Raw genomic sequence first — 14228 nt, 5'->3', positions numbered from 1 at the left:
ATTACTCACAGGAAAAATCCAGCACTCGCCTACTGTTCGGCAACCAGTTCATAACTGGAAACTTCTTCTTTTTCTGTAACGCCTTTTTCTTTCTGCCGGAAGTAGACAACCATAGCCAGCAGAAAACCGGCAAAGGCCAGCGCAGCGCCCACCCACTCAGGCGAGGCATAACCCAGGCCAGCGGCAATCGGCAATCCGCCCAGGTAAGCACCCAGCGCGTTGCCCATGTTAAATCCGGCCTGACTAACCGACGACGCCAGCATTTCGGAGCCCTTTGCCGCCCGGATCATTAAAATCTGTATCGGTGCGCCCAGCGAGAATGCAATGGCACCGGTAATGAAGGTCATGATCAGCAACGGTATTTGATACTGAGCCACAAAATAGACACCGATCAGGCTAAAGGTCATCAGCAATAAAAATAGCGCCGTTGCTTTACTGGGTGAAATCAGGTCGGCGGTTCGGCCAGAGATCAGGTTACCGGTTGCCATGCCCAGACCCGCCAGAATCAGTATCCAGGTAATCTGGCTGCTGCCAAAATGAGCTACTTCGGTCAAAAGGGGAGCGATGTAGCTGAACCAGGCAAACAAACCGCCGGTGCCGATGGCCGTAATACCCAGAATAAGCCAGGGCTCTACCCGCGCAAAAAGTTTCAGGTCTTTGCGCAGATTGGATTCCCCCACCACCGGCATCACTGGAAGCAGTTTCTGGATACAAAACATAGTAGCCAGGCCCACAGCGGCAATGATGATAAACGTTATGCGCCAACTCATCGTGTGGCCAATATAAGTACCCAGTGGCACGCCAATGATATTGGCCACGGTAAGTCCGGCAAACATCATCGAAATGGCATAGGCTTCTTTTCCTTTACCCGCCAACCGACTGGCAACTACAGCCCCGACACCAAAAAACGCCCCATGCGGCAACCCGGACAACAGGCGGGTAAGCATCATGATTTCATAATTGGGTGCGAAGGCTGACAACGCATTGCAAAACGTAAACAGAGCCATCAGACCCAGCAGAATTTTCTTAGGCGGATAATTCCCGGCAATACCAACCAGCAAAGGAGCGCCCAGCACCACACCCAGTGCATAGGACGAAATCAGATGACCAGCAACGGGAATAGAAATTTGGAGGGAACTGGCCACATCGGGCAATATGCCCATGATGACAAACTCGGTCATGCCGATACCGAAGCCCCCAATGGCGAGAGGTAACAGACTTTTTTTCATTTGCAGCGTACTATTTACTGTCAGCGCGTGAGTTCTTTCAACAGCGAAAGCTCACTGTAAGCCACCGTTGAGAATTGCTTACTCTATCATGCAAATAGAAAAAGTGCAAAAATGTTCCCTATTCTCTAAATGTTCTAATTTATTAGCCAGTCGGTACAATTTATAGCTGATGACTAACTAGTAACACGCCCCCGTTTGCTAAATGCCCTGTTTAAACGTTTAAATGGATACATAAAAAATGAGATCGAACCATATCGGAGCTCTGCTGAGGCTATTGACAATGACCAAAAAAATAACGGCGAATACTATTTCTATTAAATAGTATTCGCCGTTACCTTAGAATTATTCAATTTATTAAACAATCAGCGAAGTCGCTTACCGGGCATATCCTGCCCGTTCTGGTGCAGAACAAGTTGCTCTACCTCGCCTTTTTCATTACTGGAAAAAGTCACCTGAGCCTCAACGACTTTCAGGTAGAATTTGGTTTTTGACTCGGGAAACAGCTCGAACATGGGTTGCCCGGTAGCCTGCCCGAACAGTTTATCACCTTTTTTGATAATCGCAATGGAGAAGGCGGGAGACAGCTGATAGTTACCGACATACGACGCTAACGTTGCCGAATCGACCGCAACAACAACCTCTTTAGGAGCCTCTACAGATTCCCCTAACTCCTTCAACATATCGAAACCATTGGTATTGCGGGGGTTGAGTGCCACCGATTTCTTATAATCCTGTATAGCAGCATCTTTATCACCCATTGCCTTATACGCTTCGCCCCGGCTGTCATACACGTTGTAGGAGTTTGGGTAGGCTTCTGCATTAAGGGTAAAAACGGCAAGAGCCTCTTTGGTTTTCCCGTCGCGCAGTAACTCATACCCCACACCATTGACGGCCTCCTCACTCACACTATATGCTTTATCGGCCTTCCAGGCTGTGAATTTCTGTTTCGTTTTTTCCAGTGGATCTGATTGTAATGACTGCCGAAGCAAGTCAGCAATGGGCTTTTTGGGAGCTACGATCGGCTGGTCATACAGGATGCGAAGAATGTTCCGGCGTATGTCGCTGAGAGGAGCGCCCCCGGTATTGTTCAGCAGTACAACCAGCTGTTTGTCTTTTGGAAGGCGACTGATTATTGTGTTGAAGCCGTTGATACCGCCCGTATGTTCAATGAGCAACAGGCTGTCTTTCAGCTCTCCTATCTTCGCATTTTTAACGCCCCAGCCGTAGGCATAATAATCCAGAAACGGCGTGTACATGGTTGCTTTTGCGCTCGCCGACAGCAGTTTATCTGTATACAGCGCCTGATCCCACCGGTACAGATCCTCTACGGTCGAGTACATAGAACCGGCGGCATACGGAATCGTCATATCCAGGTAAGGTGAATTGACATAGCCACCATTTTTCTTTTCATAACCCGTTGCCCGTTTTGGTAATATAGGACTGAATAAATCGTAGCCGGTATTCGACAGTTGAGCGGGCTTAAGAATGTTCTCGGTGAGCGCATCGGCGTAGGATTTCCCCGTCACTTTTTCGATGATAACGCCTAATAAAAAATAACCGGAGTTACTGTACGAAAACTTGGTGCCAGGCTCAAAATCCAGCGGCATGCTATCAAATTTCTTCGCGAAGCCTTCGGGCGTAACCGGGTCGCGGCTCAGGGTCTCGAAAAACTTCGGTAAGTTGGTGTAGTTGGGAATACCTGACGTATGGGTCAGTAACTGGTGAATAGTAATCTTGTCGCCCGTTGCTTTCGGGTAGTCGGGCAGATAATCTGTGACTTTTCCGGCTAGTTTTAGCTTGCCTTTCTCGACCAGTTGCACGATGAGCATAGCCGTAAACTGCTTGGTAACGGAGCCCAGCCGGAATTTGGTATCGGGCGCATTCGGGATGTTCCATTCCATGTTAGCCATCCCGTAACCTTTCTTAAAAATCACCTGTCCTTTTTCGGCTACCAGCACCGAACCGTTAAACTGACGGTTGGTAACGTATTGCTGAACGAGCGCATCAATTTTAGCCGCTTTGCTTTGGGCAAACGTCGTTGACGTAGCTAGCAGGATGACCATAATGGCCAGACTTATAGCCCTTTGTATGGGTGTACATTTCATAAAAAATGAGGGAAAGGTGATCTTTTGTCAAGATTAGCACTTTCTATTCCTCGACTTTAAGAAAAGTGATTTGTCGGTTTATTGCCCGGATAAATGGCAAGACCAGGCCGGGGTTATATGGCGACAGAAAAGCCGGTAGTGACTTGACCAAAATGCTCTCGTCTGACAAACGGCTTATATTAAATACACCTCATTTGGTCTTGTTTCTTTTTTATTCATGGAAAACCACACCTTGGTAGAGCAACTGTACGATCAAACGTATTTCGATTATCAACGCGAAATGGGAAAATTTGGCGGCTGGGCCAACGCATCCATTTTTGCTTCTTATATAAAACCCACAGACAAACTAATCGACTTTGGCTGTGGGGGGGGGTATCTGTTGCAGCAGCTAACTTGTGCCGAAAAAATTGGTATCGAAATCAATGAGCAAGCCCGTCAGATAGCGACTGAAAATGGCATATCTACGGTTCATTTTATTAGTGATGTGGCCGATGGCTGGGCTGATGTGATCATTTCCTGCCACGCCCTGGAACATACCTCACGCCCGCTGGACGAAATTACCTTTCTTAAAGAAAAGCTTAAACCGGGTGGATTGATTGTATTTGTAGCTCCTTCCGAAGGTGTTTATAATGCGTTCGATCCGCAAAACCCCGACCATCATTTATACACCTGGAGCCCGATGTGCCTGGGTAATCTATTTCAACAGGCCGGTTTTTCTGTGCTCGAATCCAAAGCGATTATCCACCTCTGGCCGCCCCACTACAGACTTATCGCGAAAATGGGCAGAGCTGTATTTGATATTTGTTGTCGGATCTATGGCTTTCTCAAGTCGCCGAAACTGTCGCAAAGTCGGGTGGTAGCCCGAAAAGTATAGCTTTTGGGTGAAGGGATGGAATTCCGTCCCTTCACCCAAAAGCTATTATTGCCTTGGCAATATGATGATCACATATTCGCACTATAACACGCAATATCTTTATCATTAATGCGCTACCAGCCAGTTTTCGCCGGTACCGATACCTGTATCCATTTTAACACCCATTGGAATGGCGTTCTTCATGATACGGTCCACATTTTCCCGCAGGAAATCAAGCTCATCGCGGTGGGCGTCGAAGACGAGTTCGTCATGCACGGTCAGGATCATTTTTGACTTCAACTGCTCCCGGCGCATGAACTCGTGAATCTGGATCATGGCGATCTTGAGCATATCGGCTGCGCTGCCCTGGATGGGGGCGTTGACGGCATTTCGTTCGGCAAACATCCGGTCGGTCACGTTGCGCGAATTGATATCGCGCAGGTACCGGCGTCGGCCCAGAATCGTCTCGGCATAGCCAAATCCGCGCGCCTTTTCAACGCATTGGTCGATGTAGTCTTTCACCGCCGGGAAGCCGGCAAAATACTCGTCGATGATCGTCGCTGCCTCTTTGCGGGGAATCTTCAGCCGCTGACTGAGGCCGAACGAAGAAATACCGTAGATGATGCCGAAGTTGATGGTCTTGGCCTTCCGGCGCATGTCGCCGGTCACCTCTTCCAACCCGACATGGAATACCTTGCTGGCCGTCTGGGTGTGAATATCGACGTTGTTATTGAAGGCGTCGAGCATGGTCTGATCACCACTGAAGGCGGCCATGATCCGTAATTCGATCTGCGAATAGTCGGCCGACATAATCAGAAATTCTGGTCCTCGGGGGACAAACGCTTTCCGTATCTCCTGACCACGGATTGTCCTGATCGGAATATTCTGCAGGTTCGGATTCGCCGATGATAGCCGCCCCGTAGAGGCTACCGCCTGGTTAAATGAGGTATGAATTCGGCCGGTACGCTTACTGATCAGCAGGGGCAGCGCATCGACGTAGGTATTTTTAAGCTTGATCAGTTCGCGGTAATCCAGAATCTTACGGGCAATCTCGTGTTCGGCTTCGAGCTTCGACAAAATCTCCTCCCCCGTAGCGTATTGGCCGGTTTTGGTCTTTTTTGCGTTCTTGTCAAGCTTGAGTTTGTCAAACAGAATCTCACCGAGTTGCTTTGGCGAACCCACATTGAACGATTCGCCCGCGATGTCGAAAATCTCCTGCTGCACCAGCCGCATGTCGGTTTCAAGCGTTGCCGACAGTTCAGCCAGGGCGTTGGTATCCAGGGTAATCCCTTCGAGTTCGAGGTCGGTCAGCACCTGAACGAGTGGCATCTCAACCTGATCGAAGAGTTTATGAAGGTTATCTTTTTCAAGACGGGGTGCAAACGCTTCTTTCAGCTGTAGTGTAATATCGGCGTCTTCGCCCGCATACTCCACGACTTTTTGGACATCTACGTCGCGCATAGTCAGCTGACCTTTCCCTTTTTTTCCAATCAGGGACTCAATCTCAACCGGACTATAGTTGAGGTAAGTCATAGCCATCATGTCCATGTTATGGCGCATTTCGGGCTCTATCAGGTAGTGGGCAATCATGGTATCGAACAGTTTCCCCTGTACTTCCACGCCGTACTTTTTCAGCATCAGCAAGTCGTACTTTAAATTCTGTCCGATCTTCTCAATCGCGGGGTTTTCGAAAACAGGCTTGAACTGATCGACAATCGCCTGGGCTTCAGAACGGTCGGCAGGAACCGGCACGTAAAAGGCTTCGCCCACCCGGTACGAAAAAGACATGCCTACCAGGTCAGCTTCGACGGGGTCAATGGCTGTCGTTTCTGAGTCGAAGCAAATACTTGTTTGCAGAGACAGGTACTCGATCAGACTAGCCCGTAGGTCGGGGGTATCAATAAGCCGGTAGTCGTGCTTGACCGATAGTATCGTTTTCCGGCGCTCAGGCTGGTTCTCATCAATTTCGTAGTCCGGATAAACGTCCAGATAGGCCGGGGCCTCAGTCTCTGTAACCTCTTTGCCAACGGCATCGTCGGTGGCAACGGTGTCGGTTACCTCATCAGGCGTTGCTGCTGTAGCCGAAGCGGCCGGGGTTGTGACCTTTGTTTTCCGGGGCTTCTTTGCTTTGTCTCCAGTGACTGCGGACGGGTCAGGTGTAATCGCTGAAGCCGGGCTGGCTGCCGAATCGAAATCGAACGGTAAATCGTCGGCACCCGATGGTTTAGCCGCGCTCATGTTCGGGAATGGCAGGAACGCCGGCGTATCACCACCTGGCGAGTCGAACAGGTTCATCTGAGACGGTTGCCCGTTCTGAAACGCTTCGGGTAGGGGCTTCTCGTCATAGGTGCCACCCAGCAACCGTGTTTTCATCTGCCGAAACTCCAGTTCATCCAAAAGGGCCGCCAGGCGGGGTTTGTCGTATTCGGTATGGCGCAGGCGGTCCTCTTCGAACGCGACAGGCACATCCAGATGGATCGTTGCCAACTGCTTCGACAGCATACCCTGCTGCCCGAAGTTGATGACGTTCTCTTTCAGTTTACCCTTCAGCTGATCGGCATTGGCGATCAGGTTCTCGACCGAGCCGAAGTCAGCGATTAATTTCTGAGCGGTTTTTTCGCCAACCCCGGGTATCCCCGGAATATTATCGACCGAATCGCCCATCAGTCCAAGCATGTCAGTCACCTGCTCGATTCGTTCGATCTGCCACCGTTCCAGTATTTCCTGAACGCCCAGTTTCTCCGCCGGTTTGCCCATGAAGGCAGGCTTATAAATATGGACGTGCTCTTCAACCAGTTGCCCATAGTCTTTATCAGGTGTCATCATATACACCTCAAAACCGGCCATGGATGCTTTCTTGGCAATAGTCCCGATAATATCATCGGCTTCGTAGCCGTCCATAATCAGCATCGGAATGTGCATGGCCTCGATGATCTGCTTGATGTAGGGGGTGGCTATGCTGATATCCTCGGGCTGCGACTGCCGGGTAGCTTTGTACATTGGGAACTGCTCGTGCCGGAACGTTTTTTTTGACGAATCGAAGGCAACGCCAATGTGGGTGGGTTTTTCTTTGGTGAGTACCTCGATCATGGCATTCATGAAGCCAAAAACGGCTGAGGTATTCAGCCCGCGCGACGAGACACGGGGGGATTTGCTGAAGGCAAAATGAGCGCGGTAAATGAGGGCCAGCGCATCTAACAAAAACAGTTTCTTGGTTGGTTTAGCCATTCGATGGAAGCAGAAATCAAGGGGCAAAGGTCGGCAGTTCGACGCACAAAAACGTCCCTGAACGTGACAAATTAATCGTACACTGGGGTCACGATTTACTATAAACACAACAGCCCGGCCAGGGTTTTGATTCCGGTCGGGCTGATGGAGAAAACCTAAACCCTGCCAGTGGTCGAAGACCCTGGTAGTGGTTGATTAGTATACCATACGCTATCACTACCTCAACCACTACCAGGGTCTTCGACCACTGGCAGGGTTTACTGTATCAACTAATTTAGGGTAGCAATACCCGGTCAATCTTGTGAATGACGCCGTTGGTAGCGCTGATGTCAGCCGTTGTTACGTTCGACGCGGTTCCGTTATTCCCCCGGCCGGTAACCGTTACCGCCGTTGGCGTAACGCCTACTGCCACCGTTCCTGTCTGGAATGTCGTGATAGTAGCTCCATTGGTGAGCGTTGGCGAGTAGGCACGGACACCGGGTATAACGTGATAAGTCAATATGCTGGTCAATGTGGCTTCTGGCGCGGCACTGATGGATGCTATAGTTGGAAAGCCGGCCGCCCGAAACGCACTATTCGTTGGGGCAAAAACCGTTAGTGCCGTTGTACCACCCAGCGCTCCTGTTACAGCCGGACCACCGCGCAAGGCAGCGGCTACCAGATAACTCAATGTTGTGTCGGCTTGAGCAACGGCCAGAATGCTGCCCGCTGGTGGCATAAGCACCCGGTCAATAACATGGATAATGCCATTGCTGGCCTGTACGTCGGCTAATACTACGCGTGCTCCGTTTACCGAAACACCTGTTCCTGAAGTCGACGTAACCTTGCTAACATAGGCCGTACCGTTTGCCGTAAGGGCTGTTGGCTGCGCCGTTTGTCCGGCAGAGATAGCTGAAGCAGACAATGACCCGCTTGCCACATGGTAAAGCAAGATATTGGTTAGCGTAGCTACTGGTACGGCATCAAATGCAGCTGCGTTGGCAAAACCGGCTGCCCGGAAAGCATCATCACTAGGGGCAAACACCGTGAAAGGACCTGTACCTGACAGGGTGCTGCCTAACCCCGCCCGCGTAACGGCGGCAGAAAGCAGTGTGAACTGAGGGTTCGATGTAACCAGCTCTGTAATGGTCTGCGCGGTCGGTACTGTTATCGGATTTTCCTCGTCTTTACAGGCTGTAAAGGCCACCGTCAAGGCGAAGAATGAGGCAATAAGGAGGCCAGGCGTCCGGCGATTGCTTGATGGATGATTGATAAACATAATAGTTTGAGTTGGTTTATTGAAAGAACGTGCAGTTGTAGCTGCCATTGTACTTATTTTCCAGAACCTACTATTAGCTATTTTGTTTAACAGAAACCATGCAAACTTCCACAAAAATAATTATCCTGGTTAAATGACTGTGTAGGTGAACAACAACTAGGGAAGAAGTACCCGGTCTATTTTATGAATGACGCCATTGGTAGCGTTGATATCGGTGGTGATCGTTCGGGGTATTTCTGTTCCATTGCCCCGGCTCTTGATCATCAATGAATTAGTAGTGCTGCTGGTAACGGTTAACGAACTGCCGCCAACAGTAGACACAATGGCTCCCCGGACTAGTGTTGGCGAGTAGGCACGGGCATTGGGCAGTAAGTGGTTGGTGATGATACTCGTTACCGCTGCTACGCTAGCCAGCCTGATAGCGGTTGTATCTGATACACCAGCCGCTCGAAAAGCAGCATTGGTAGGCGCAAAGGCCGTTACCGGTGTTGTTCCTGTTCCACTCAGGGAACTCGTAACTGTAGGCCCGGCCCGCTCGGCCAGCGCAACGAATAAACTGAGCGACGTATCAGCCCGGGCAATGGCCAGAACAGAACCCGCCGGTTGTGCCAACAGTTTGTCGATAATGTGAATGCGTCCATTTCTGGCCAGGACGTCCGTTTGCAGAATCCGTGATCCGTTAACCGAAACCCCTGTCCCTGTTGTGGATGCCACCCGGCTGGTGTAAACTGTGCCATTGACAGAAAGCGATGTCGGTTGCGCGAGTTGTCCAACCGCGATCGCCGACGCCGGTACAGAGCCGTTGACCACGTGGTACTGCAAAAGTTGACGCAGTGTCGTATCCGGAGTCGCATTGATTGCAGCTACGGTAGCCAGGCCAGCTGCCCGGAAGGCGTCGTCACTTGGCGCAAAGACGGTGTAGGGACCTGTTCCTGATAGCGTCGTAGTCAGGCCAGCCCGGTTCAGAGCCGCGGTAAGTAAAGTAAACTGGCTGCTCGTCGAAAGCAGTTGAGCGATGGTCTGGGGCGTAGGTAAGGTAATTGGGTCCTGCTGATTTTTGCAGGCCAGGATCACAAGGGCAGGAACAAGTAATGAGCAGGTTATACGGGTAAAGGTGCGACGATTTATTCCAGGTAAATTAGTAAACATAGACAGGCGATTTATTAATCAGCAGGCAAATTAGTATAAATGAATTTAAGCTTATATCGGGAGGAAGAACCTTAGTCTATATTTTGATTAATTTTTTGCAAATAGCCCGAATAGATAGGGTATGACGCCCTAACAGACCCTGAAATCTCACCCGGTTCAGGATAGAACACATCCGGTTATAGCCTGATTATACCCGCTCGGGCTCCGGTTTCGTTTCACTCACTGGTTGCCGGTAGGGCTGAAACGGGATTTTTAACAGACGGCCAATGTGCGAATGTTCACGCGGGTCGGGGTGGGTGTCGATCCCATACTGTACATCGCGGCCTGGCATCTCATGATAGGTGCCGAACAACCGATCCCAATAAGGGAAAATGTTGCCGTAGTTCGTATTCGTTACAGGCAACCTATAATGATGGTGGACATGGTGCATGTTTGGGGTTACAATCAGCAGTCCCAGCAGCCGGTCGGCCCAGCGGGGTAGTTCGATGTTGGCGTGGTTGAACTGCGAAAGCGCTACCGAAAAAGCCTGATACATAAAGACGAGCCACATTGGCGCACCCGTCACCAACACGGCCAGCATGGTAAATCCGAACCGGATAACACTTTCGCCGGGGTGGTGGCGGTTAGCTGTTGTGGTGTCAACGTAGGTGTCAGTATGGTGGATAAGGTGGAAACTCCACATCCATTTTACTTTATGTTCGGTAAAATGGGCCAGCCAGGCACCAATCAGGTCGAGGGCCAGCAGCCCGACAATGGCTTCGGCCCAAAGTGGCCAGTTGACCCATTGTACTAAACCAACGCCGTGCTGAACCGTCCAGTCGCTGGTACGAAGCAGCAATACGGCCATGACGAAATTGACGACGATCGTTGTTATCGTAAAGAAAAAATTGATGCCTGCATGGTGAGTTTTGCGGTAGTTGAATTGAAACAGCGGAACGGCGCTCTCGATCACCCAGAATAGGGTAATGCCCCCTATTAAAATCAGGCTGCGGTGCAACGAAGGAATGTGTTCAAAGTAATCGACGATACGTTCCATTGTTTCGCTCTATTTATTTGTGTTATTGTACAAATATACAAAACAGAAGCGGTATCGTTTCGGAGCCATACTATCGGAGATGCGGCTGGAGAACCTGTCAGGAAGGGGTAAACTTGACCATGAATTTGCCCGTTTCGGTTTTCGGTGGTTGGTTTGCACCTGATCCGGCTAAACGGGTCACCGATTAGTGCTAACTGCTTACTGAAAATGCCCCAACCTAAATACGCCCGCGAATCGGCAACGGTTATGACCGAAATGGTGCTGCCCAACGACACCAACACGCTCAACAATCTGATGGGCGGGCGCCTGTTACACTTCATGGACATTGCGGCTGCCATTGCCGCCCAGAAACATTCGAACCGCATTGTTGTCACAGCCTCCGTCGACAACGTATCATTCGCCGAGCCCATTCGATTGGGTAATATTGTCACGATGAAAGCCCAGGTGACGCGGGCATTCAGTTCATCGATGGAAGTATTCATCGAGGTATGGGCCGAAGATATACCGGCTGGCATTCGGGTAAGTACCAATAGTGCCTTCTACACTTTTGTTGCCGTCGACCAGAGCGGCCGCCCTATCGAGGTGCCTGCTGTTGTGCCCGAAAGCGATGAAGAAAAAGACCGTTACGCCAGCGCTCTCCGCCGTCGTCAGCTTCGTCTGGTACTCGCCGGGCGTATGAACCCCCAGGATGCGAAGGAGTTACGGGAATATTTGAAAGTGGAATAGGGGAGGGGAAGAGGAAGAGAGGGAGGAAAGGGAGGAAGGAGGAAAGGAGCGCGCGCACGCGTTCACTTCCTCCCTTTCCTCCTTCCTCCCCCTCTTCCTTCCCTCTTTAATTCGCCAGCTTTATCGACTGCCAGGCGACCATCTGCCACTGTTTGCCGTTCCGAACGTACACGTCGGTATAGCGAAGGTGGGTGTTGATCGTCTCGCCGTTGTTGTTTGCCTTGATCAGGCAAACGCCGTTGATAACGGCCGTTTTTCCATAGACACGAACCTTCAGCTCCTGAACGTCAATGGCATCGTACTTCGATTTTCCGTCGCGGATCGACTGGATGTACGACTGTTTGTTGTCGGTATTTCCGTTGGAGTGGGTGTAGGTCATGTCGTTAGCCAGGACCTGGTCCAGCACGGCGTAGTCCTTGCTCACCTGGGCTCCAAAACGCTGCCGCTCCGTGTCAGCAACCGCTTTTTCATCGGCCGACATTGCCACCGAGGCTGATGTGGCCGAGGCCGACGGAGAAACCGGTGTTTGAGCGCGCGTGAGTTGAACGGACAAAATCAGGCAAAGGGTCAGTAAGGATTTCATGGCTTAACGGGCATTAGTGGTCAGATGGAGCCGCCAGCAATCATACGATTCAGGATGTGATGCGTACTGACAGACAGTGAGTGGTAAAGAGTGGCCATCGCTTTATTTACCGTTCGGCTCGTTCATTTCCAAAATAGCCTGATAGACCAGCACTTTAAATTTATCGTTCAGATCGCCAAAACTGTTGGGCACTTTCTGGGTGTAGAGTAGTGCTACAACCTTTTCTTTGGGGTCGACCCAGTAGGTTGTACCAAAAAAACCGCCCCAATCGAATGTTCCCTCCGACGCGGGCAGGCGGGCCGCGCTCTTCTCTGAGGTGATGGCGAAACCGAGTCCGAATTTGTTGATGCCCTGGTTCAGGTCACCGATCTGGTTGGTGGTAATAAGTCGTACTGTCGTCGGGCTCAGGAATCGCTTACCCCCATATTCACCGCCGTTGAGCATCATTTGCAGAAAAATAGCATAGTCGGACATCGTACCCGACAGGCCGGCTCCCCCCGAAAAATACGTGCCTGCTTCTTTCGGGTAATCTTCCGATATACCTCCCTGAGCTGGTAAGCGCCGAACCACTTTCGTTGAGTCTTCGGTATAAACCCGGGTAAGCCGGTCCTGCTTTGCCTTGGGTAGATAGAAAAACGTATCGTTCATGCCCAATGGCTCTAACAAGCGCGTTCGCAGATACTGGTCGAGCGACTGACCGGAAAGTACTTCAATCAGATAGCCGATAACATCGGTGCTGAGGCCATAAGTCCAGCGGTCGCCGGGGTTGTGCATGAGCGGCAGGGCGGCCAGCCGGGGAATCGTTTCGGCCAGGGTGCCCGAGGGCGTACCAATACCACTTGGGATTCTGTTTTTTGCGTAGATCGCAACGGCTTCTTTGGTGCCGATCGTGGGGTAACTGATCCCCGATGTGTGGGTAAGTAATTGCCGGATGGTAATCTCCCGTTTGGCCGGAACGCTCGTATAGGAAGAATCCTTCTCGTTAAACTTATCCAGTACCTTGGGATTTTTGAACGCCGGAATGTATTTCGAAATGGGGTCATCGAGCAGAAACTTGCCCTCTTCGAACAGCATCATCAACCCGATACTGGTGATGGCCTTCGTTTGTGATGCAATCCGGAAAATGGCGTCCCGTTTCAGGGGTGTTTTCGTCGTTATATCGTCCTGGCCGTAGGCTTTATGGTAAACGATCCGGCCATTTCTGGCCACCAGTACCGAAACGCCTGCCTGCCTGCCTTTCGTAATGTATTCATTAATGACGGCATCCATTCGCTGAAGTCGGGCCGCACTCATCCCAACGGATTCGGGTGGGGCTTCCTGCAAAACAGGATGGGCATGAGCGGTAACAGGACGGGTAGGGGGTATTTGGGCTGTGGCGGAAAGAAAAAAACCGGCCATCAGGCCGGTTAACATGTATGATTTCATGAATATACCGGAGGTTAGGATCCGGTGCTAATGTAGCTATTTCTTCGTTGCCGTAATGCTGCCTCGACGGCTTAGCGTCTGGCCAGCCTGCAATGTTTCGGCAACGGTATTCAGCAGGAAATCTTTTTCTGCAAACTGGCCCGTAGCCGTATAGTTAGCCGTGTAGGTCGTGCCATCATATACCAAAGGTTCGCTTTGCTTATCGATCACCTTAAAGGCATTGTCGGTAAGTTCAGCGGTTAGTTTCTGGCTGGACGTGTTATTGAACAGCATGTCAATATAAAACTGCCCGATCACTTCACTTTTGGTAATGGTGACTGTCACCGTCCCGGATTCACGCTTCGACTCCAGGCTGTTATTAAGAAAATTGGAAGCCTGATAGCCACCTTCATAAACACCAACATACTGATCACGTGGATCGACATCACCCCCACCAATACCCGATTTTTTGCAGGCGGTGGTCAACGAAGCAAGAACAACAACGGCCAGCAGCGCGTTGCGGAATGAACGAATGGCATAAGGAGTAGCCATAATAATGGGAATGGGTTAAGTTTTTTATACTGTCTATCAAACGCCGTGCCGGGTTCGTGAAGTATAAATAGTTTTGAAGGACTGGCCCAAAATTCAGGTCTGTCG

The 14228-nt window shown here is 50.7% G+C and carries 11 protein-coding genes; 2 read left to right on the top strand and 9 right to left on the bottom strand.

The window, feature by feature from the left end; genetic code table 11:
* Positions 1–29: 29 nt before the first annotated feature.
* Together FH603_RS14855 and FH603_RS14850 are read right to left on the bottom strand one after the other, a co-directional pair.
* On the bottom strand, positions 30–1229 hold the full coding sequence (locus tag FH603_RS14855; RefSeq protein WP_186738319.1) for an MFS transporter: 1200 nt from the start codon (positions 1227–1229) through the stop codon (positions 30–32).
* Positions 1230–1591: 362 nt separating this feature from the next.
* On the bottom strand, positions 1592–3334 hold the full coding sequence (locus FH603_RS14850; protein WP_186738318.1) for a serine hydrolase: 1743 nt from the start codon (positions 3332–3334) through the stop codon (positions 1592–1594).
* A gap of 217 nt (positions 3335–3551) precedes the next feature.
* On the opposite strand from FH603_RS14850, the gene FH603_RS14845 reads away from it, so the two are divergent.
* Positions 3552–4208: a class I SAM-dependent methyltransferase gene (locus tag FH603_RS14845; protein ID WP_186738317.1), complete on the top strand. Its 657-nt coding sequence runs from the start codon at positions 3552–3554 to the stop codon at positions 4206–4208.
* Positions 4209–4313: 105 nt separating this feature from the next.
* Here FH603_RS14845 and polA read toward each other — a convergent pair whose 3' ends face one another.
* The 4 genes from polA to FH603_RS14825 all read right to left on the bottom strand — a co-directional run bounded on the left by polA (position 4314) and on the right by FH603_RS14825 (position 10858).
* The gene (polA, locus tag FH603_RS14840) at positions 4314–7415 is read right to left on the bottom strand and encodes a DNA polymerase I (RefSeq protein ID WP_186738316.1); all 3102 of its coding nucleotides are present in this window, start codon (positions 7413–7415) and stop codon (positions 4314–4316) included.
* A gap of 274 nt (positions 7416–7689) precedes the next feature.
* On the bottom strand, positions 7690–8673 hold the full coding sequence (locus tag FH603_RS14835; RefSeq protein WP_186738315.1) for a fasciclin domain-containing protein: 984 nt from the start codon (positions 8671–8673) through the stop codon (positions 7690–7692).
* A 156-nt stretch (positions 8674–8829) separates the two neighbouring features.
* Positions 8830–9822 carry a fasciclin domain-containing protein gene (locus tag FH603_RS14830; protein ID WP_186738314.1) on the bottom strand — a complete coding sequence of 331 codons (993 nt, stop codon included), beginning with the start codon at positions 9820–9822 and terminating at the stop codon, positions 8830–8832.
* A gap of 187 nt (positions 9823–10009) precedes the next feature.
* Positions 10010–10858, bottom strand: a complete 849-nt coding sequence (locus tag FH603_RS14825) for a sterol desaturase family protein (RefSeq protein ID WP_186738313.1) — start codon at positions 10856–10858, stop codon at positions 10010–10012.
* A 207-nt stretch (positions 10859–11065) separates the two neighbouring features.
* Here FH603_RS14825 and FH603_RS14820 point away from each other — a divergent pair, with 207 nt between their 5' ends.
* Entirely contained in the window at positions 11066–11584 is a 519-nt protein-coding gene (locus FH603_RS14820) for an acyl-CoA thioesterase (protein WP_186738312.1), read from the top strand.
* Between the two features lie 106 nt (positions 11585–11690).
* Here FH603_RS14820 and FH603_RS14815 read toward each other — a convergent pair whose 3' ends face one another.
* The 3 genes from FH603_RS14815 to FH603_RS14805 all read right to left on the bottom strand — a co-directional run bounded on the left by FH603_RS14815 (position 11691) and on the right by FH603_RS14805 (position 14123).
* Positions 11691–12167, bottom strand: coding sequence for a nuclear transport factor 2 family protein (locus FH603_RS14815; RefSeq protein WP_186738311.1), 477 nt, complete (start codon positions 12165–12167; stop codon positions 11691–11693).
* Between the two features lie 102 nt (positions 12168–12269).
* Entirely contained in the window at positions 12270–13592 is a 1323-nt protein-coding gene (locus FH603_RS14810; protein WP_186738310.1) for a serine hydrolase domain-containing protein, read from the bottom strand.
* A 36-nt stretch (positions 13593–13628) separates the two neighbouring features.
* Positions 13629–14123 carry a hypothetical protein gene (locus tag FH603_RS14805; RefSeq protein ID WP_186738309.1) on the bottom strand — a complete coding sequence of 165 codons (495 nt, stop codon included), beginning with the start codon at positions 14121–14123 and terminating at the stop codon, positions 13629–13631.
* Positions 14124–14228 lie beyond the last annotated feature (105 nt).

Source organism: Spirosoma utsteinense, assembly GCF_014282275.1.
Lineage (GTDB): Bacteria > Bacteroidota > Bacteroidia > Cytophagales > Spirosomataceae > Spirosoma > Spirosoma utsteinense.
The sequence above is the reverse complement of the archived record's forward strand: the minus strand, read 5'-3'. Positions and strand labels throughout refer to the sequence as shown.

Coding starts and splice junctions, on each gene's coding strand:
- FH603_RS14855 (WP_186738319.1), bottom strand. CDS start 1,229: ATGAAAAAAAGTCTGTTACCTCTCGCCATTGGGGGCTTCGGTATCGGC.
- FH603_RS14850 (WP_186738318.1), bottom strand. CDS start 3,334: ATGAAATGTACACCCATACAAAGGGCTATAAGTCTGGCCATTATGGTC.
- FH603_RS14845 (WP_186738317.1), top strand. CDS start 3,552: ATGGAAAACCACACCTTGGTAGAGCAACTGTACGATCAAACGTATTTC.
- polA (WP_186738316.1), bottom strand. CDS start 7,415: ATGGCTAAACCAACCAAGAAACTGTTTTTGTTAGATGCGCTGGCCCTC.
- FH603_RS14835 (WP_186738315.1), bottom strand. CDS start 8,673: ATGTTTATCAATCATCCATCAAGCAATCGCCGGACGCCTGGCCTCCTT.
- FH603_RS14830 (WP_186738314.1), bottom strand. CDS start 9,822: ATGTTTACTAATTTACCTGGAATAAATCGTCGCACCTTTACCCGTATA.
- FH603_RS14825 (WP_186738313.1), bottom strand. CDS start 10,858: ATGGAACGTATCGTCGATTACTTTGAACACATTCCTTCGTTGCACCGC.
- FH603_RS14820 (WP_186738312.1), top strand. CDS start 11,066: ATGCCCCAACCTAAATACGCCCGCGAATCGGCAACGGTTATGACCGAA.
- FH603_RS14815 (WP_186738311.1), bottom strand. CDS start 12,167: ATGAAATCCTTACTGACCCTTTGCCTGATTTTGTCCGTTCAACTCACG.
- FH603_RS14810 (WP_186738310.1), bottom strand. CDS start 13,592: ATGAAATCATACATGTTAACCGGCCTGATGGCCGGTTTTTTTCTTTCC.
- FH603_RS14805 (WP_186738309.1), bottom strand. CDS start 14,123: ATGGCTACTCCTTATGCCATTCGTTCATTCCGCAACGCGCTGCTGGCC.